Raw genomic sequence first — 17,630 nt, 5'->3', positions numbered from 1 at the left:
GCTAAAGTTTTTAACCCCCAAGAGGATGGTTAATTGCGAACAGCATGCCTGTGCTGAGCTAAGTCGAAGTATGTCCGTTTAAAAACAATAGAAATATACACATGAAAGTAAAGACCGTACTTATTAAAAATGCCAAGATTGTTAACGAAGGACGCATTTTTGAAGGTGATATCTTAATAGAAGGAGAATTCATAAAGGAAGTTGCTGATTCTATTAGCGCAAAAACCTCAGATGTGGTGGTGATTGATGTTGAAGGTAGCTACGTTTTTCCCGGAGTGATAGATGATCAGGTACATTTTAGAGAACCTGGGTTGACGCATAAGGGAACCATAGCATCAGAGTCTAAAGCTGCAGTTGCCGGTGGGATTACGTCGTTTATTGAAATGCCAAATACCTCGCCACAAACTACGACCATAGAAAAGCTGGAAGAGAAATTTGAAATTGCGGCAAATACATCATACGCCAATTATTCATTTATGTTTGGTGGCACCAATACCAATTTGGATGAAATATTAAAGGTAGATTCCAAAAATGTGGCGGGTTTGAAGTTGTTTTTAGGATCGTCTACTGGAGATATGTTGGTGGATAATACGGAGGTTTTGGAGAATATCTTTAAAAGTACAGATCTATTGATTTCTGTGCATTGTGAAGATGAGGCTACAATTAAACAAAACCTTGAAGCACATATCCAGAAATACGGAAATGATATTCCTATGGCTTGCCATCCCATTATCAGGAGTGAAGAGGCGTGTTATATTTCATCGTCCAAAGCTATCGAATTGGCCAAAAAAACTGGAGCTCGTTTACATGTGTTCCACGTGTCTACTGCCAAAGAGACCAAATTATTCACAAATAAAATTCCGCTAAAGGATAAGAAAATCACTGCAGAAGTGTGCATTCACCATTTGTGGTTCAGTGATGAAGATTATGAGAAAAAGGGAACACTTATCAAATGGAATCCCGCTGTAAAGACAGCAAATGATCGCGAAGAGTTATGGAAAGCACTTTTGGATGACCGCATTGATGTTATTGCTACAGACCATGCACCGCACACCTTAGAGGAAAAACAAAATATTTATACCGATGCACCTTCTGGAGGTCCTTTGGTACAACATGCCTTGGTAGCCATGATTGAAGCCTATCACAAGGATAAAATAAGTTTAGAAAAAATTGCTGAAAAAATGTGCCATAATCCTGCTATTTTATTTCAGATCGAGAAACGCGGTTATATCAAACCGGGATATTATGCGGATTTAGCCATTGTGGACATCAATAGCCCGTGGACAGTAAATAAAGATAATATCCTATACAAATGCGGATGGTCGCCTTTTGAAAATGTATCATTCAAGTCTAGAATAACCCATACGTTTGTGAATGGCACTTTAGTGTATAAGAACTTCAAGGTTTTGAATGTCAAAGCAGGAAAACGATTAACTTTTGACAGATGAAACACTTTTTTTACATCTTAATCCTTATTTCATTTGTTGGCTGCAACACTATTAATAGGCCTAAAAAGCCAAAAGATTTGATTTCCACAGATAAAATGTCAGCCATTATGTATGACTTATATATTCTTAATGCAGCAAAAGGGGTCAATAAAAAAGTGTTGGAACTCAACGGGATTATGCCGTTGGAGTATGTCTATAAAAAACATGGTATTGACAGTTTGCAATTTGCACAGAGCAATACCTATTATGCCTACGACACAAAAGTCTATGCTGAGCTTGTGGAAAAGGTGAAAGCCGACCTTGAAAAAGATAAAGTCCTTTACGAAAAACTGACTAAGGAAGATCAGCAAGCTAAAGACTCCATTAGAAAACTCAGTAAGAAAGTAATAGATACCATAAGGGTCTTAGAAATCGATTCCATAAATTAGGAGTCGTTGTTCAAATCTTCCAAAAACAATTTACAGCTTTCTTCAATGGAAATCTGCATGGGTTTAAATTCAAAATTCAAAGCGTTTTTTAATTTCGAGGCGTCATATTTTGTAATGCTCTTGGCGCTCTTGGTCATGTGCTTAGACAACCTTCTGCGTTTTCCTGTGAATAACCGATTTAGCCAATCCAATCGCCATCCTATCCCAAGAATTAGGGAAGTGGCTTCTTTTGATGCTGGTTTTACGCCTAGTGCTAAAGCTGTTTGATGCTGAAATTCCTTAAATGAGAGGTTTTCTGAGATGACGATAAACCGTTCGTTTTTAATAGGGCTCTGCATCAATAATAGCATCGCTCTCACCACGTCATCCACATCTACATAAGCGGTAACACCCGTGGTATAATAAGGGATCCCTTTATATATTTTCTTAATCAAACTACTGCTGCCGCCACTGTTCCATAATCCTGGACCAATAATAATTCCAGGGTTTAAAATAACAGCGTCGAGCCCTTCCTGAGTACCTCTCCAAACTTCAATTTCAGCGCCATATTTAGTAATGGCATACACACTATTGTCATCATCTTGATTCCAATTGGTGTCTTCTGTAATTAATTTCTGCGGATCTTGATGATGGCCTATCGTGGCAATAGAGCTTACATAGCATAGCTTTTTCACCTGATGCGAGATGCATAAATTGACCACATTAGCAGTGCCTTCAATATTGATTTTGCGCAATTGATGGTATTTGTCAGGTTCAAAACTCACAAACGCCGCACAATGGTAAACATAATTTACATTTTTAAAAGCAATCTGCAATGAAGGAACATCCGTAATATCGGCGTTTATCCATTCAATTTTTTGGTAAAGCGACTCAAAATCGGCAGAATAATAGGCAAAGACCTTTTTTACCAATTCCAATTTGTGTTCTCTTCGGTAAATTGCTTTAACCTTCTCGTTGTTTTTTAGTAGTTTATAGAGCAAATGGGAACCCACCAAACCTGTACCTCCTGTGACTAATATCATGTGACTAAAATAAAGAATTATTAGATATTAAACCCGAAATCTCCTTTGATGTTTATCTTTGCAGAAAATTTATAATTTTAATTTCAAAATTCATGACAAACCCTTTTGTAGAAGATTTACGTTGGAGAGGAATGGTCCACGATATCATGCCTGGCACTGAAGAACAACTCAGTAAAGAAATGACCAGTGCTTATATTGGCTTTGACCCTACATCAGATTCGTTACATATTGGCAGTTTGGTGCCTATCATCCTTTTGGTCCATTTGGAAAAAGCTGGTCACAAACCTTATGCTTTGGTAGGCGGTGCTACGGGAATGATTGGCGATCCTTCAGGCAAAAGTGATGAGCGCAATTTGTTGGATGAGGCTGCTTTAGCGAAGAATGTGGCGGGCATAAAATCAGTATTGTCCCGATTTTTGGATTTCAATTCGACTGCCAAAAATGCTCCTGTTTTGGTAAATAACTACGATTGGATGAAAGATTTCTCATTCATCGATTTTGCAAGGGATGTGGGCAAGCGTATTACGGTCAATTATATGATGTCCAAAGATTCTGTAAAGAAACGTTTTTCAGGTGAAGAAGGCAGCGTTGGCATGTCCTTTACTGAATTTACCTACCAATTGATTCAAGGTTACGATTTTTATCATCTGCACAAACACCACAACATTCTTTTGCAAATGGGAGGCAGTGACCAATGGGGAAATATTACTACAGGGACAGAGTTGGTAAGACGTATGAATGTTGGCCAAGAGGCAAAAGCTTACGCGATGACCTGCCCACTGATTACCAAAGCAGACGGCACTAAGTTTGGCAAGAGTGAAGGTGGAAATATTTGGCTGGATACTGATAAAACTTCAGTCTATAAATTTTACCAATATTGGTTAAACACAAGTGATGAGGATGCCGTTAGATATATTAAAATCTTTACTTTTTTAGATCGAGAAACTATTGAAAAATTAATTGTTGAACACCAAGAAGCACCACATTTAAGAATTTTACAAAAGCGATTGGCTGAGGAAGTCACCACTTTTGTGCATTCTAAAGAGGATTTTGAAAATGCTGAGAGAGCTTCAAATATACTGTTCAGTGATAGTTTTAAACAGGATATAAGAACCTTAAATGAAGCGATGTTTTTAGAAGTTTTTGAAGGAGTACCACTGGCAGAAATCTCTAAAACTGAGTTTGACGAAGGTGTAGATATGATTGCTGCACTTGCAGCCAAGACCAATTTTTTAAGTTCAAATGGTGAGGCTCGTCGTGCACTAAAAGAAAATTCTATTTCTGTGAATAAGGAGAAAGTATCCGAAGATTATGTCTTGACTTCAGAGGATTTGATCAATGATAAATACATCATTTTAAATAGAGGTAAGAAAAACACCTATATCCTAAAAGTGAATTCTTAAATTAAGAGTGAACCTATTGATGTAAAAATGCCATGCCGTAAGTGTATGGCATTTTTTTTAGGTAACCACTTAGGAAGAATCTCCAGTGCTCAAATCTCTGATATAATTACTTTGTTAGTTTGCCTACTTTTCCAGTAAGAAGTAATGCAGTTCCGCCACCAATTAAAAGTCCGGTAAGAAAATCGATTCCGTCATTTTCAAATGAAAAGTGTAAAATGACTCCGATTATTAAGATAATTAAACCAAAAATTCTTATTCTATTCATAATTTATTTTTTCAATTAGAGTGCGATTTATAATGAATGCCAACTATGCGATAAACGTATTAATTATTCAATTTTTCGGTATAAAAGCCAAAGGTTCAAATGTTTTTTAAATTCCGAAAAAGCACTGATATAGGCCAATATAAAACCCTCTTTTCCATCAAGAACCGCCAGTTCGAATAGGTATTTATGCCAAAATCGAAAATTTGGTTTGAAGAGAAAATCATAAAGATTAGGTTTCTTTCCTTTCTCGTAAAGTGCATTGGCTTCAAGTTCACTTTTCAGGTGAAGCTCTCCAGTATATTCATCTAAACTTTTGTAGTGGAAGTACGGCAAGTTGTGGGTTAATGTTGAGGTTTTATCTTTGGAATCAATTGCTTGAATGTTGGCATCTGCGTTAACTTGACACCGATTTTTATTGAAGAAACGAATGACATAATCGTTTTGAAAGCCGCTATACTTTAATCTTTTCCCCATAAAGTAATGGCTCCGTTTTATAGAATAAGCAATTGCTTCTGGATTTGTGAAAACGCTTAAAATCTCATTCGCCACGGCTTCCGTGACCTCTTCATCCAGATCAAAAAAGGTTACCCAATCATTTTTTGATTTTGAAATTGCAAAGCTTTTTTGAGCGGAAACATCATCGAAGTCACGTTGATATACGGTGACTTTTTCGTTTTTGGAAGCTAAAGCTGCTGTTTGATCGCTACTAAAGGCATCCACGATTATAATCTCATCCACAAACCAAAGCCTTTCTAAATAAGGTTCAAAGTTTTGAGCTTTATTAATCGTTACAGCAAGAGCGGAGATTTTATAAGGAGTTTTCAAAAATGGGTAGTATTTAGGACGAAAATAGTGATTTTATCAATATAAAAATTGAACTTTTATGGCGAAGCTCTCAATACTAATGTCCTATGATGTTGATCTGGTACATGGAGAAAGTTTGAGTATTTCAATAAATATACTTGAAAAGGTGTGTAATCATACAACTGAAAGTGATTACAAAAGCTGTTTTCTAAAATAATATTATCGGATTCCTTTATCCAGAAGTATGAGTTTTGCGTAGCGTTGAAAAACGCCGTAGGCATCTACAGTAGCGACCGCTAATCCTGGAATGCCATCACGATAGCCGCCTTTCAAAACGATAGTACTGAAAAATCGATACCAGGGTTTGAAAAATAAATGGATCCAAGTTGTTCTTTTGTTTTTGGCAAAAAGATTTTCAGCCTGAAACCAAGCATAGCTTTCTTTTTTAGTGATATAGTTGTCCAAACCTTTGTAGGTAAAATGCAGCATCTTATTTTTTAACTTGCCAACGCTTCCAACACAATGCAGTTTTTCATGTACGGTACCCGTAAAATGGGCGCCTTCTCGTTTTACAAGACGCAAGACATTATCACTGTGATGATATAGAAAACGATTCATATAAAAATGCGGAAAATTTATTTTATATCCTGCGTGCTTTGGATTGTTAATGGTTGTCAGGATTTCTGCTTCTAAGGAATGCGTCACACGTTCATCAGCATCAAGAAATAAAACCCAATCGTGAGTAGCGTATTGAAGTGCATAGTTTTTCTGATTTGAAAAATTGTCAAATTGCCGATTTAGAAGTTTGGTAGCACCTGCTTGGGCTATCAATGGTGTTTTGTCGGTGCTAAAAGAATCAACTACAATGATTTCATGGGCAAAAGCAACGGAAAAGAGGGCATCTCCCAAATAGGCTTCTTCATTATAGGTGGGGATGATGACTGTTAGTTTTGGCATAATTATCGGCAACGAATTTAGGGATGTTTTTAAATTGAATTTTTTGTAAAGGTGATTTTTTTTATGATGGTGTTACTACTATTCATTTCGAAATTACAACTTTTTTAAATCCGAGACAACTCCGAAAATAATTTTATATTTGTAGCAATGAAACACCTAGATACTTCCATAATTATCAGTACTTATAATTCTCCGGAATGGCTAGAAAAAGTATTGTACGGTTATAATAATCAAACCTATAGACAGTTTGAAGTTATAATTGCTGATGATGGATCTACCGATGAAACGCGGCAGTTGCTCAAAAAAATGCAAGAACAGGTTTTTTATCCCATAATTCATGTTTGGCATGAAGACGACGGTTTTCAAAAAACTAAAATCCTCAATAAAGCCCTATTGAAATGTAACACGGAATATATTATAATGAGCGATGGGGATTGTATTCCGCGTAAGGATTTTGTGGAACAACATGTGAAATATAGAGAAGAGGGGTATTATTTGTCCGGAGGTTATTTTATGTTGTCCATGGTTATTTCAAAAGCCATAACAAAGACTGATATCTATACGGAAAACTGTTTTAATCTTTCCTGGTTAAAAAATCTGGGGTTAAAAACTTCTTTTAAAAACAATAAAATAGATTCTGGATTTATAAACCCAAAATACTTGAACTTTTTAACGACCACCAATGCGAGCTGGAATGGCCATAACTCATCAGGTTGGAAGAAAGATATTATAGATGTCAATGGTTTTGACGAACGTATGCAATACGGCGGAGAAGATCGTGAACTGGGAGAACGCTTGGTAAATAACGGAATTAAAGGCAAGCAAATTAGATATAGCGCGGTGGTTATACATCTTGATCATTCTCGTGGTTATGTAAATCAAGAAGCTCTGGATATAAATTTGGCTATTCGTAAACAAACCCAAGAACAGAAGAAGACGTGGACGGACTTCGGGATTGTAAAAGACTAAACCCTTAGCTGAAAGATTTGTTTTCAATTTGAAGACTTATAGTTGTTCTTCTGAAGTTTAATAGCATCTGTTTAGTAGCATTGCGATAAGTTACTATCCGAAAGCTATTTTGAAATCATAAAGTCAGAATCGATCTTTATATGAAGACCCGCGAAAAATCGGGAGGACGCCTTCATTAAAAAAACGCCTGAAGAAGTAAACTTCCCCAGACGTTAAAAACCAACCAATCAACTTAAAAACTTCTCTTTTTCAATTATAGAATACTTTTTTTTGGTTTCCCAAAAGTCAGTTTTTTAGAGTATGTATTTGGTCGTATAAAATGCTGTTTGATTACATGGATTCTATACTTTAACAAAAATTTACAATACCATTAGGTTGCAACCTCTAAGGTCGGAATTATCAAAACGTCCGATGATTTCGAAACGGTTATCAGATAAGGTCTTTCCTAAGTCTTGGGTAGCAATAAATGCACAGGAATTGATATTGGCCAGATCTATAACATTGATGCCGCCCGTTCTATATTTTGGAAGTATGGTTAACGCGTCTTCGGGATCTCTGGTAAGAACTTGCATCCACTTAGGACATTCAAAAATTCCCTGACCCTGGGAGTAGGCTTGGCTCAACAACTCGGTCATCCCATATTCGCTATGAATACTGTTCACTCCAAAACCTTGTTTGAGAATCTGATGCAGTTCTTCTCTCACCAACTCTTTTCGTCTGCCTTTCATGCCCCCAGTTTCCATGATAATGGTGTTTTTTAGTTCGAATTGATAAGACTCGACTAAATCCAATAAGGCGAAGGAAACGCCAATGAGCAGCACCTTTTTACCTTGATTATCCAAGGTTATTAAAATATCTTTTAATTCTGAAAGGTTGTGCAGGTAAAACCCACTTTCTACATGTCGTGATTGTTTAATCATGTCCTCCACCATATATATGAGTGAAGAACCTTCACGTTCTAAATAAGACGGTAATAGTGCCAAAACAACATAATCTTCAATGGCCCCGTAAAAATGGTTGAATGTCCGTCTGAAACTTTCCTCATAAATATTTATATCCGTAACAAGATGTTTGCTCGTTAAAGCGCCAGTAGTTCCTGAACTGGTAAACACCTGTTCTACGGGATGGGAATTGATCAAAACCTCATGGGATTTAAAGAACTGAATGGGAAAAAACGGGATGTCCTCAATGCGTTTAACGTCACTTGAATGGATATATAGCAAATCGCAAAAGGAACGATACACCCGATTGTTCTCAAATTGAAATTTAAAAACCTCTAAACTTGCAGATTCAAATTCGGCTTGGGTTTGAATGTTGAAAATAGTGTTCATCCTAATCATATTACAAAAATATAGAAAATAAAAAAAGCCTTACCCAAATACGATAAGGCTTTTCCAGTATTTTAAAAGGTTTGGTTCTTTAATCTTTAAGTTCTCAATTGATCTGGTGTAATCTCGACCAAAAACAATCGCTTTTGAACACTATATTTAGTTGCATAGTCAACCATGCCTCCTTGGGAATTAGATTGGAAAATTATATGGTATAACTAATAGAACCTAAATGACCAATTTGAGTTAAGAAAATGAATAAGGAAAGTATTGAGTTAGTGAGTATGAACTACCTTACAACCAGTTTTCTGGTGGCAGAATTGTTGCCTTCTTTGATCTTTAATATATAGATGCCAACAGTCAGTTTAGAAATGTTTAATTCTTTTCCAAAAAGTGATTCAGAAAGAATTTTTTTGCCCAAAACATCATAAATTTCAACGATTTTGGTCAAATTTTCTTTTGTAGTGATATAGATTTTACCATTGCTTACAGGATTTGGGTAGATTGATAAATCCACAATGCCTTCTGATGCAGACATGATTGTTTTAGTGGAATTCGTTTGTGCATACCCAGTCGTTACGCCCATGCCAAGTCCGAAGAATAATAAAAGAATGTAAATGTAGTTTTTCATCATGCAACAATAGTTTTTCATCAAATGAAATCAGTATTAAAGATACTAAATATTATGGCAAATCCCATACCAAAGGTATGTTAAACAATTAAAGTTTTCTTCAAAAGGTTAAAAGATTGTTTTCTGCAGGTTATCATAGTGTTATCAATGCCTAGCTTTTTTATAAGTTTCTGCTTATAACCTTATCTTTACATTATAATACTTGAATGAACCCTAATGAAAAAAAAGGATATAAAAATTCTATTGGTTGATGACGAACCAGACATATTGGAAATAATTGGTTACAATCTTTCCGAGGAAGGCTATCAAATCATCACGGCCGATAATGGTCTTAGAGCTATAAAAAAAGCGAGAAAGGAACGCCCGCAGCTTATCATTATGGATGTGATGATGCCAGAAATGGATGGTATTGAAGCCTGTGAGCAAATCCGTAAGATTCCCGAGCTAAGCAATACCATCATCACTTTTTTGACTGCGCGTGGGGAGGATTATTCCCAAATGGCTGGATTTGATGCTGGAGCCGATGATTATATTACAAAACCCATAAAACCCAAAGTGCTGACCAGTAAAGTCAAAGCGTTGCTCAGGCGATTAAACGAAGAGCGCCCTTCACAAAAAATACTTAAAATTGGTGGGCTGATCATCAATAGGGAAGAGTATAAAATATCGCATCATGGCAAAGAAATCATTCTGCCTAGAAAGGAATTCGAATTGCTATCTTTGTTAGCCACCAAGCCTAATAAAGTATTTGAACGCGAAGAGATTTTAAATAAAGTATGGGGTAACGACGTTGTTGTGGGCGGCCGCACCATTGACGTCCACATAAGAAAACTGCGCGAAAAAATTGGTGATGAGTCCTTTAAGACCGTAAAAGGGGTAGGCTATAAGTTTGTTGATTAATGCAAAAAAAAGAAATCAGAAAGTCCTATAAATTTGCTATTAAAACCGCACTATATATTACTATGGTTTTAACGGTTTTGATTATTGTATTTTCTTTGCTCACCAAATCTTTTAATATTTGGGCGATTTTAGGCTTTTCTGTCATTTCTTACATCATTTCATTTTTTATTATCCAATATCGTGTCGAGCGATTTATTTATAGGAGAGTCAAGAAAATCTATGACGATTTGACGTTATTGGAATCTGCCTCTTTACGTACACAGCCCATAACTACTGATATGGCAACCCTGACTCAGGAAATCGGGAAATTTGCCCAGGATAAAAAATTGGAGATAGAAACCCTAAAAGTTAGGGAAGAGTATCGCAAGGAATTTTTGGGGAATATCTCTCACGAATTAAAAACACCATTATTTACCGTTCAAGGTTATGTGTTGACCTTACTGGATGGCGCCATGGATAATGAAAATCTTAGAGAAAAATATCTTGAAAGAGCCAATAAAGGTGTAGAGCGCTTGATTTACATTGTGCAGGATCTGGATATGATTACCAAATTGGAGGTTGGCGATTTAAGTCTAAATATAGAACCATTTGACATTGTGGCAGTGGTGGAAAGTGTGTTTGATTTGCTCGAAATGAAATCTGCAAAGAAAAAAATCACCTTGACTTTTGATATGCAGTATCCCAACCCAATTATGGTAAAGGCCGATAAAGAACGGATCAGACAGGTGCTGACAAACCTGGTCGTCAATTCCATCAAATATGGAAGGATTAAGGGAACTACTGAAATCAGCATCGAGAATTTGATAAAAAACAAGGTTATTGTGCGCGTTACTGATAATGGCGAAGGCATTGCAAAAGCTAATATTCCCCGGCTCTTTGAACGTTTTTATAGAATTGATAAGAGCGGTTCACGTAAGGAAGGTGGTTCTGGACTGGGATTATCCATCGTAAAACATATCATTGAAGCTCACGATGAGAAAATTTATATTGAAAGTGAATTGAGCGTTGGCAGCGAATTCTCATTTACCCTCGAAAAGGTGAAATAGTTCTTTAAAATTGGATGCGTCATCAAAAGCTTCCAAGCCTTTAAAATTATCAATATCCTTAAGTTTTTCTAAACTGAAATCGTCCTGTTTGCAGAACGGCGCCAAATGGTTTTCTTGCATTCTTTTTGCTAAATAGCCTTGCTCAAATTGACCAGGCGTCGGAATGAAGAAGGCTTTTTTGCCCAATTTAGCCAAATCCATTATCGTGGTATATCCAGAACGTGCTATAATTAAGCGACTGGAATTTAATGACTTCTCCAATAAATCAGTAGTCATGAAATTATTAATAGTAAGATTTCCAGATTCCTGAACTGTTTGTTCGTCTTCTACAACTCCTTTTACAAATAGCACTTTTCCTTTATAATCTTTAAATTCCTCTAATAATTTTTTTTCTAGAATCTCCCGCTGTGGCTCTGGACCAGACAATAACACCATAATATCATAAGCTGATTTACTTGAGGTTTTTTGAAATCTACTTAAGGGACCGATGTATTTAATATTAAGCATTGGATTTTCAATATGCCCCATCCTTCCGCTTAAATTGGGTTGTCCAAAATTGTCAGGAACCCAGCACTCATCAAATCGTTTTATGGTTTTTTGATGAAGTTTTGTACTGAGCCAAGTTGTGTTTCCACTTAAAACCTTTAATTGATGGGTTATAAAAACCGAAGGCAAGTCTTTATGGTAAACCCCAAATCGGTTGTCTGAAATAATGCCGTCAATAGTATGCGTCTTTACGATAGATTTTATCTCATTTTGTTCGTCGCGTATCGTCTTCATAATTCTTGGTGAATCTTTCAAAAGCTTAAGCTTTAAAAAGTATCCTTTTTTGGAATAGGTAATATTGTATGAAGGCAACTCAAGCGCTTCCAAATCTGGAAATTCTTTTCTCAATAGTGAAAGCGCAGCACCATCACTGGCAAGAACGGGGATGAAATTGTGTTGTATTAAAGCGTTGATGATCGGGATGCAACGCGTGGCATGACCCAATCCCCAATTTAAAGGTGCAATTAATATCTTTTTTTTCATATTGATTTAGAGTGCGACCACTCCTTTTGACAAGCGCAAGGCAAATGGTCGGGTTTTCCGTTGTACCTACCCGTCCGGGTCTTTTTTTTCCAAACAAACATGAGGCTGTTATAAGTTTTTGGAGAGGCAAAAAAAGGATGCCGCTTCAACCCCTCGAGCAAATTTAGCAAACATTCAAAAAGAATCTTTTAACATTCAAAGATAAGGAACTAATGGCTTTCATATATTTGATTAATTTTGCCAATTATTAAAAGATTAGCGTGTTTATAGGCACGTAAACTTGAAACAACAAACAAGACTGCCCGTCAATAGCTTTGGCGGAGGTGGGAAAACAGAAACAATAAAAGTGGGAAGTAAAAATAAACTCAAAAGATTTAGGGAAAATGAAACCTTTTCAAACGTTTATCAACCAACGCGTGAAGAATTGGTGAGTGACAATTTTGATTTGAAAGGTCATTGGAATGCGGAGGTCTTTAAAAATGATCATCCTTTGGTTTTAGAATTGGGCTGTGGAAAGGGAGAATATACCCTTGGGTTGGCGGAAAGATATCCAAATAAAAATTTCATTGGCATTGATATTAAAGGCGCCCGATTTTGGAGAGGTGCGAAAACAGCCGTAGAAGATGGTGTCCCAAATGTGGCATTTTTACGAACACAAATAGAGCTTATTGACCACGCTTTCGGGAAAAATGAAGTTGATGAAATCTGGATCACATTCCCTGATCCTCAGATAAAATATAAACGCACCAAGCATCGAATGACGAATGCTGTCTTTTTGGAGCGCTATAAATCCATACTGAAACCAGAAGGAGTTGTTCACCTAAAAACGGATAGTGAATTTATGCATGGATACACTTTAGGCTTGCTTCATGGAGCCGGTCATGACGTGCTTTATGCCAACCATAACGTTTACAAACAAGAAGGAAGTCCTGCAGAAGTCACAGAAATTCAGACGTATTATGAAGGTCAGTATTTAGAAAAGAACAAAGCAATTACCTATATTAGATTTAAAATTAAATAAACTTGAACATTACCGTCATATTTTTACTTGGAATGGTTATCGCCCTTGTTGGCGTTATTCCTCCTGGATTATTGAATATGACAGCTGCCAAAATAAGCCTTAAAGAAGGCCATGTAAGAGGCATAATGTTTTCGATTGGGGTTTGTGTAGTCGTGTTTTTACAAACTTATATTGCGGCCATGTTTGCTCGATATTTATCTAATCATCTTGATGTGGTTAAAGTATTGCAACGTGTGGCCTTCGTTATATTTGTTTTGATCACTGTTTATTATCTCCTTATCGCAAAAGCGACTTCCAAAACTGAAGTGGAACCACAATCAAGAAGTAAACACAGTCGCTTCTTTCATGGCATGTTCTTATCTGCCATCAATGTGTTTCCAATTCCTTATCAAGCTTATATGACCGTTACGTTGGCTTCCTTTGGCTGGCTGGAATTTAATAGACCCATGATTATTTCCTATGTTGGCGGTGCGGTAATGGGCACTTTTGTTATGTTGTATATGTACATTTTCTTTTTTGATAAGATCAAGAACAAAAATCTCACCTCTCAAAAAAACATGAATTATACTATTGGTACTATAACAGGGATAATTGCCATAGTCACATTATTCAATATTGTAAGAGCGTTATGAAACCAGAAACGCTTAATTTTTTTGAAAAGGTATACGAGGTTGCAAAGCAAATTCCCTATGGTCGCGTGACCAGCTTTGGCGCCATTGCAAATTTTTTGGGCGCAGCACGAAGTGCAAGAATGGTAGGTTATGCATTAAATGGATCGGTGGGTAAAGATGTTCCCGCACATCGTGTGGTCAATAGAAATGGATTGCTTAGTGGCAAACATCATTTTGAAGGCACCAACTTAATGCAGCAACTCTTGGAAAGTGAAGGCGTTCTTGTAAAGGATAATCAAGTCCAGAACTTTGATAAGATATTTTGGGATCCACTTAAAGAGCTTTAGATCTCTGTCATCAAAGTTAAATTCAATCGAAAACTATACGAAAGAAGTTGATCTCATTATTTCCTAATTTATGTAAAATTTACAAATAATCACATTAGAATTAGTGATAGACCACTTCAATCCAGCCATTGAAATCTTCATGCTTCCAGCTTCCTTCTTCCAGCAATATTAATTATATTTGCACTTTAGAATGATTCTTAATAAAAATAAGTGAAGAATAAAAGATGAACTCGTGTAATTGTCTTTATTCTTTTTCTTTTAGCATCTCAATATAATGAAATTACATAAACAAGACATCCTTAAAGCGCTCGAGAGTATTACTGTTCCTGGTGAAGGTAAAAACATGGTGGAAAGTGGTGCAGTGAAAAACGTCGTTACTTTTGCTGACGAAGTCATCGTAGATATCACCATTTCTAATCCGACGCTTCAGGCGAAAAAGAAGACTGAAGTAGAAATTATGAAAGCCATTCATGATCAGGTTTACGAAAAAGCAAAAATCACCGTTAATATAAAAGTGGATGCACCGCCAAAAGCGTCGGCAAATACCATTAAAGGGAAAGCCATTCCTGGGATTCAGAATATTATAGCAGTCGCTTCGGGTAAAGGAGGAGTAGGTAAATCTACAGTTACAGCAAACCTAGCGGTTACTTTAGCTAAAATGGGTTTTAAAGTGGGTATTCTAGATGCTGATATTTATGGGCCATCTATTCCGATCATGTTTGATGTGGAGTTAGAAAAGCCGATAGCCGTTAACATCGATGGTAAATCCAAAATGAAACCGATAGAGAGTTATGGCGTTAAGATATTGTCCATCGGATTTTTCACCCAACCAAATCAAGCTGTGGTATGGCGTGGTCCAATGGCAGCAAAGGCATTAAATCAAATGATTTTTGATGCGCATTGGGGTGAGTTGGATTTCATGCTCATCGATTTGCCTCCAGGAACTGGAGATATCCATTTAAGTATCATGCAATCTTTACCTATCACAGGTGCTGTTATTGTAAGTACGCCACAAAACGTAGCTTTAGCTGATGCCAAGAAAGGTGTTTCCATGTTTCAACAAGAAAGCATAAACGTACCGGTGTTAGGAATTATTGAAAATATGGCCTATTTTACACCTGCTGAATTGCCGGAAAACAAGTACTATATTTTCGGAAAAGAAGGGGCTAGACACTTGGCTCAAGATTTAGATGTTCCATTTTTAGGCGAAATTCCATTGATACAAAGCATCCGTGAAGCCGGAGATGTGGGACGTCCTGCAGCTTTGCAAACCGCCACGCCTTTAGAAAAAGCCTTCGAAAAACTCACCCAGAACGTTGTGGAAGAAGTGGTAAGACGTAATGACGATTTACCGCCTACAGAAGCTATCAAAATTACAACGATGGCTGGATGTTCAGCAGTTAAAAAATAAATAACAATGCCTTTAAATGGAATTGAAAACACCCTTAAATAAGTAATATGACAACTGAAGAACTTAGATTAAATGTTGAGAAAGCACTTGATGAAATCCGTCCATTTCTACAAAGTGATGGTGGAGATATTGCTTTATTGTCCATAGAAAATGACAATTTGGTAAGAGTACAGCTTGAAGGTGCTTGTGTAGGATGTTCAGTCAATCAAATGACCTTAAAGTCAGGTGTTGAAATGACCATTAAGAAATATGCACCTCAAATTGAGCATGTCATCAATGTAGAGGGAGAAATAAAGTAGAGAATTGGTTAGGAATCGGAATGCTATACATAGGGTTCTATGCAGATATCTTAGCGATGAAATCTCCGAACGCCAGAACCGCATTCTTCGCGCAAATGACAAATGTCATAAAATTTAAGTTTTATTATTTGGATTTTTGCGTTATAAAATAAAGTTGAATTAAAGGAAATACCACTTCAGCCTGTCGTAAGACAGGATCGTGGCCATTATATGATTAAAACAGATATACTTATCATTGGCGCAGGACCAACAGGACTTTTTGCTGTGTTCGAAGCCGGATTATTAAAAATGAAATGCCACCTAATTGATGCCTTGCCACAGCCTGGCGGTCAATGCACAGAGCTTTATCCTAAAAAACCCATCTATGATATCCCTGGTTTTCCTGAGATATTAGCGGGCGATTTAACCAAAAATCTCTTGGAGCAGTGTAAGCAGTTCGAACCTGGATTTACTTTGGGCGAGCGGGCAGATACCATTGAAAAACAAGAGGACGGCACGTTCATTGTCACCACAAATAAAGGCACCCAACATCAAGCGCCAATAGTTGCAATTGCTGGAGGTTTAGGTAGTTTTGAACCACGTAAACCTTTGATTCCTAATATTAGCTACTTTGAAGATAAAGGGGTGGAGTACTTTATAAAAGACCCGGAAATTTATAGAAATAAACGTGTGGTCATTTCAGGTGGAGGAGACTCTGCTTTAGATTGGAGTATTTTTCTTTCCGACATCGCTTCTGAGGTTACTTTGATTCATAGACGTAATGAATTTAGAGGTGCTTTGGATTCTGTGGATAAAGTTCAAGAATTAAAGAATTCAGGAAAAATAAATCTGGTGACACCGGCTGAGGTCATCAATATTGTTGGTGATCATAAAGTTGAGGCGGTAGTGGTTTCTCAGGCTCTAAATATCGAAAAGGAATTTGAGATTGAGTGCGATCATTTTATTCCATTGTTTGGATTATCTCCTAAACTTGGACCTATTGCCAAATGGGGACTTGAAATCGAGAAAAACGCGATAGTGGTCAACAATGCTTTGGACTATCAAACCAATATCCCTGGCATTTTTGCCATAGGTGATGTGAATACCTATCCGGGTAAATTGAAACTTATCCTGTGTGGCTTCCATGAAGCAACCTTGATGTGCCAAGCTGCATATCAAATCATAAATCCTGGAAAGCGTTATGTTTTAAAATATACAACGGTTAGTGGTGTGGATGGTTTTGATGGTACGCGTAAGGAAGCTCCAAAACAAGTGGTAAAAGCGATAGATTAATAAATTGTATTAGACCTGTCAGGTTTTCAAAACCTGACAGGTTTGAATAAGAATAATAAATGGAACAAGATATCACCATAAAAATAACAGATAGAGAAGGTGTTACTCATGAGGTCATGGCACCTACAGATATGGCCATGAACTTAATGGAAGTGGTTAGAAGCTATGAGCTTGCGCCAGAAGGTACCATTGGCACCTGTGGCGGAATGGCCATGTGTGCCTCTTGTCAATGTTATGTCATAAATGGCACTCAGCTTCCAGAAATGCAAGACGAAGAAGAGGCCATGCTATCTGAAGCTTTTTATGTGAAAGATAACTCTCGATTGAGTTGCCAGATTCCTATTACCATTGAATTGGAAGGCTTGGAGGTGGAATTGGCGCCCGAGTCTTAATTAACGGGAGACCTCACAGGTATCTAAAACCTGTGAGGTCTAGCAAT

20 protein-coding genes are annotated in these 17,630 nt (G+C 37.0%); 13 read left to right on the top strand and 7 right to left on the bottom strand.

The window, feature by feature from the left end; genetic code table 11:
* The first annotated feature begins 101 nt into the window (after positions 1-101).
* Complete coding sequence (locus ESZ48_RS00155) at positions 102-1,448, top strand: dihydroorotase (RefSeq protein ID WP_129015292.1); 1,347 nt, start codon at positions 102-104, stop codon at positions 1,446-1,448.
* A complete protein-coding gene (locus ESZ48_RS00150) occupies positions 1,445-1,876 on the top strand; it encodes a DUF4296 domain-containing protein (protein ID WP_129015291.1) in 432 nt (143 codons plus the stop codon). Before ESZ48_RS00155 ends, ESZ48_RS00150 begins: the two co-directional genes overlap by 4 nt.
* Here ESZ48_RS00150 and ESZ48_RS00145 read toward each other — a convergent pair.
* Positions 1,873-2,898: an NAD-dependent epimerase/dehydratase family protein gene (locus ESZ48_RS00145; RefSeq protein WP_129015290.1), complete on the bottom strand. Its 1,026-nt coding sequence runs from the start codon at positions 2,896-2,898 to the stop codon at positions 1,873-1,875. The two genes, ESZ48_RS00150 and ESZ48_RS00145, sit on opposite strands and share 4 nt — an antisense overlap.
* A gap of 92 nt (positions 2,899-2,990) precedes the next feature.
* Between ESZ48_RS00145 and tyrS the strand changes: the two genes are divergently transcribed.
* Entirely contained in the window at positions 2,991-4,301 is a 1,311-nt protein-coding gene (gene tyrS, locus ESZ48_RS00140) for a tyrosine--tRNA ligase (RefSeq protein WP_129015289.1), read from the top strand.
* Positions 4,302-4,407: 106 nt separating this feature from the next.
* Here the strand turns inward: tyrS and ESZ48_RS19200 are convergent, their stop codons facing one another.
* From ESZ48_RS19200 to ESZ48_RS00130, 3 genes are all read right to left on the bottom strand, one after another.
* Positions 4,408-4,566: a hypothetical protein gene (locus tag ESZ48_RS19200; RefSeq protein ID WP_190246173.1), complete on the bottom strand. Its 159-nt coding sequence runs from the start codon at positions 4,564-4,566 to the stop codon at positions 4,408-4,410.
* A gap of 63 nt (positions 4,567-4,629) precedes the next feature.
* Positions 4,630-5,391 carry a glycosyltransferase family 2 protein gene (locus ESZ48_RS00135; protein ID WP_129015288.1) on the bottom strand — a complete coding sequence of 254 codons (762 nt, stop codon included), beginning with the start codon at positions 5,389-5,391 and terminating at the stop codon, positions 4,630-4,632.
* A 198-nt stretch (positions 5,392-5,589) separates the two neighbouring features.
* Complete coding sequence (locus tag ESZ48_RS00130; protein WP_129015287.1) at positions 5,590-6,327, bottom strand: glycosyltransferase family 2 protein; 738 nt, start codon at positions 6,325-6,327, stop codon at positions 5,590-5,592.
* Positions 6,328-6,474: 147 nt separating this feature from the next.
* Between ESZ48_RS00130 and ESZ48_RS00125 the strand changes: the two genes are divergently transcribed.
* Positions 6,475-7,296: a glycosyltransferase family 2 protein gene (locus ESZ48_RS00125; RefSeq protein ID WP_129015286.1), complete on the top strand. Its 822-nt coding sequence runs from the start codon at positions 6,475-6,477 to the stop codon at positions 7,294-7,296.
* Between the two features lie 359 nt (positions 7,297-7,655).
* Here ESZ48_RS00125 and ESZ48_RS00120 read toward each other — a convergent pair whose 3' ends face one another.
* Both ESZ48_RS00120 and ESZ48_RS00115 read right to left on the bottom strand, forming a co-directional pair.
* Positions 7,656-8,636 carry a LuxE/PaaK family acyltransferase gene (locus tag ESZ48_RS00120; RefSeq protein WP_129015285.1) on the bottom strand — a complete coding sequence of 327 codons (981 nt, stop codon included), beginning with the start codon at positions 8,634-8,636 and terminating at the stop codon, positions 7,656-7,658.
* 277 nt (positions 8,637-8,913) lie between these two features.
* Entirely contained in the window at positions 8,914-9,258 is a 345-nt protein-coding gene (locus tag ESZ48_RS00115; protein ID WP_129015284.1) for a T9SS type A sorting domain-containing protein, read from the bottom strand.
* Positions 9,259-9,471: 213 nt separating this feature from the next.
* Here ESZ48_RS00115 and ESZ48_RS00110 point away from each other — a divergent pair, with 213 nt between their 5' ends.
* A complete protein-coding gene (locus tag ESZ48_RS00110) occupies positions 9,472-10,155 on the top strand; it encodes a response regulator transcription factor (RefSeq protein WP_129015283.1) in 684 nt (227 codons plus the stop codon).
* Complete coding sequence (locus ESZ48_RS00105; RefSeq protein WP_129015282.1) at positions 10,155-11,201, top strand: sensor histidine kinase; 1,047 nt, start codon at positions 10,155-10,157, stop codon at positions 11,199-11,201. Before ESZ48_RS00110 ends, ESZ48_RS00105 begins: the two co-directional genes overlap by 1 nt.
* Here the strand turns inward: ESZ48_RS00105 and ESZ48_RS00100 are convergent.
* A complete protein-coding gene (locus tag ESZ48_RS00100) occupies positions 11,175-12,230 on the bottom strand; it encodes a glycosyltransferase family protein (RefSeq protein ID WP_129015281.1) in 1,056 nt (351 codons plus the stop codon). The two genes, ESZ48_RS00105 and ESZ48_RS00100, sit on opposite strands and share 27 nt — an antisense overlap.
* A 346-nt stretch (positions 12,231-12,576) precedes the next feature.
* Between ESZ48_RS00100 and trmB the strand changes: the two genes are divergently transcribed.
* From trmB to ESZ48_RS00065, 7 genes are all read left to right on the top strand, one after another.
* A complete protein-coding gene (gene trmB, locus ESZ48_RS00095) occupies positions 12,577-13,251 on the top strand; it encodes a tRNA (guanosine(46)-N7)-methyltransferase TrmB (RefSeq protein WP_129016020.1) in 675 nt (224 codons plus the stop codon).
* 2 nt (positions 13,252-13,253) lie between these two features.
* Positions 13,254-13,883 carry a LysE family transporter gene (locus ESZ48_RS00090; RefSeq protein WP_129015280.1) on the top strand — a complete coding sequence of 210 codons (630 nt, stop codon included), beginning with the start codon at positions 13,254-13,256 and terminating at the stop codon, positions 13,881-13,883.
* Positions 13,880-14,209: an MGMT family protein gene (locus ESZ48_RS00085; protein ID WP_129015279.1), complete on the top strand. Its 330-nt coding sequence runs from the start codon at positions 13,880-13,882 to the stop codon at positions 14,207-14,209. The genes ESZ48_RS00090 and ESZ48_RS00085 overlap by 4 nt, the downstream gene beginning before the upstream one ends.
* A gap of 274 nt (positions 14,210-14,483) precedes the next feature.
* Positions 14,484-15,620 carry an Mrp/NBP35 family ATP-binding protein gene (locus ESZ48_RS00080; RefSeq protein WP_129015278.1) on the top strand — a complete coding sequence of 379 codons (1,137 nt, stop codon included), beginning with the start codon at positions 14,484-14,486 and terminating at the stop codon, positions 15,618-15,620.
* 47 nt (positions 15,621-15,667) lie between these two features.
* Positions 15,668-15,919, top strand: a complete 252-nt coding sequence (locus tag ESZ48_RS00075; RefSeq protein WP_129015277.1) for a NifU family protein — start codon at positions 15,668-15,670, stop codon at positions 15,917-15,919.
* A gap of 210 nt (positions 15,920-16,129) precedes the next feature.
* On the top strand, positions 16,130-17,191 hold the full coding sequence (locus ESZ48_RS00070) for an NAD(P)/FAD-dependent oxidoreductase (RefSeq protein WP_129015276.1): 1,062 nt from the start codon (positions 16,130-16,132) through the stop codon (positions 17,189-17,191).
* Positions 17,192-17,250: 59 nt separating this feature from the next.
* The gene (locus ESZ48_RS00065; protein WP_129015275.1) at positions 17,251-17,583 is read left to right on the top strand and encodes a 2Fe-2S iron-sulfur cluster-binding protein; all 333 of its coding nucleotides are present in this window, start codon (positions 17,251-17,253) and stop codon (positions 17,581-17,583) included.
* Positions 17,584-17,630 lie beyond the last annotated feature (47 nt).

It is taken from the genome of Gelidibacter gilvus (assembly GCF_004115975.1).
GTDB lineage: Bacteria > Bacteroidota > Bacteroidia > Flavobacteriales > Flavobacteriaceae > Gelidibacter > Gelidibacter gilvus.
Note: the sequence above shows the minus strand (reverse complement) of the source record. Positions and strands in the feature narration are given on the sequence as shown.

Excerpts from the sequence above, each read along its gene's own strand:
- ESZ48_RS00155 (WP_129015292.1), top strand. The coding sequence starts at position 102 with ATGAAAGTAAAGACCGTACTTATTAAAAATGCCAAGATTGTTAACGAA.
- ESZ48_RS00150 (WP_129015291.1), top strand. The coding sequence starts at position 1,445 with ATGAAACACTTTTTTTACATCTTAATCCTTATTTCATTTGTTGGCTGC.
- ESZ48_RS00145 (WP_129015290.1), bottom strand. The coding sequence starts at position 2,898 with ATGATATTAGTCACAGGAGGTACAGGTTTGGTGGGTTCCCATTTGCTC.
- tyrS (WP_129015289.1), top strand. The coding sequence starts at position 2,991 with ATGACAAACCCTTTTGTAGAAGATTTACGTTGGAGAGGAATGGTCCAC.
- ESZ48_RS19200 (WP_190246173.1), bottom strand. The coding sequence starts at position 4,566 with ATGAATAGAATAAGAATTTTTGGTTTAATTATCTTAATAATCGGAGTC.
- ESZ48_RS00130 (WP_129015287.1), bottom strand. The coding sequence starts at position 6,327 with ATGCCAAAACTAACAGTCATCATCCCCACCTATAATGAAGAAGCCTAT.
- ESZ48_RS00125 (WP_129015286.1), top strand. The coding sequence starts at position 6,475 with ATGAAACACCTAGATACTTCCATAATTATCAGTACTTATAATTCTCCG.
- ESZ48_RS00120 (WP_129015285.1), bottom strand. The coding sequence starts at position 8,636 with ATGATTAGGATGAACACTATTTTCAACATTCAAACCCAAGCCGAATTT.
- ESZ48_RS00115 (WP_129015284.1), bottom strand. The coding sequence starts at position 9,258 with ATGATGAAAAACTACATTTACATTCTTTTATTATTCTTCGGACTTGGC.
- ESZ48_RS00110 (WP_129015283.1), top strand. The coding sequence starts at position 9,472 with ATGAAAAAAAAGGATATAAAAATTCTATTGGTTGATGACGAACCAGAC.
- ESZ48_RS00105 (WP_129015282.1), top strand. The coding sequence starts at position 10,155 with ATGCAAAAAAAAGAAATCAGAAAGTCCTATAAATTTGCTATTAAAACC.
- ESZ48_RS00100 (WP_129015281.1), bottom strand. The coding sequence starts at position 12,230 with ATGAAAAAAAAGATATTAATTGCACCTTTAAATTGGGGATTGGGTCAT.
- ESZ48_RS00085 (WP_129015279.1), top strand. The coding sequence starts at position 13,880 with ATGAAACCAGAAACGCTTAATTTTTTTGAAAAGGTATACGAGGTTGCA.
- ESZ48_RS00080 (WP_129015278.1), top strand. The coding sequence starts at position 14,484 with ATGAAATTACATAAACAAGACATCCTTAAAGCGCTCGAGAGTATTACT.
- ESZ48_RS00075 (WP_129015277.1), top strand. The coding sequence starts at position 15,668 with ATGACAACTGAAGAACTTAGATTAAATGTTGAGAAAGCACTTGATGAA.
- ESZ48_RS00070 (WP_129015276.1), top strand. The coding sequence starts at position 16,130 with ATGATTAAAACAGATATACTTATCATTGGCGCAGGACCAACAGGACTT.
- ESZ48_RS00065 (WP_129015275.1), top strand. The coding sequence starts at position 17,251 with ATGGAACAAGATATCACCATAAAAATAACAGATAGAGAAGGTGTTACT.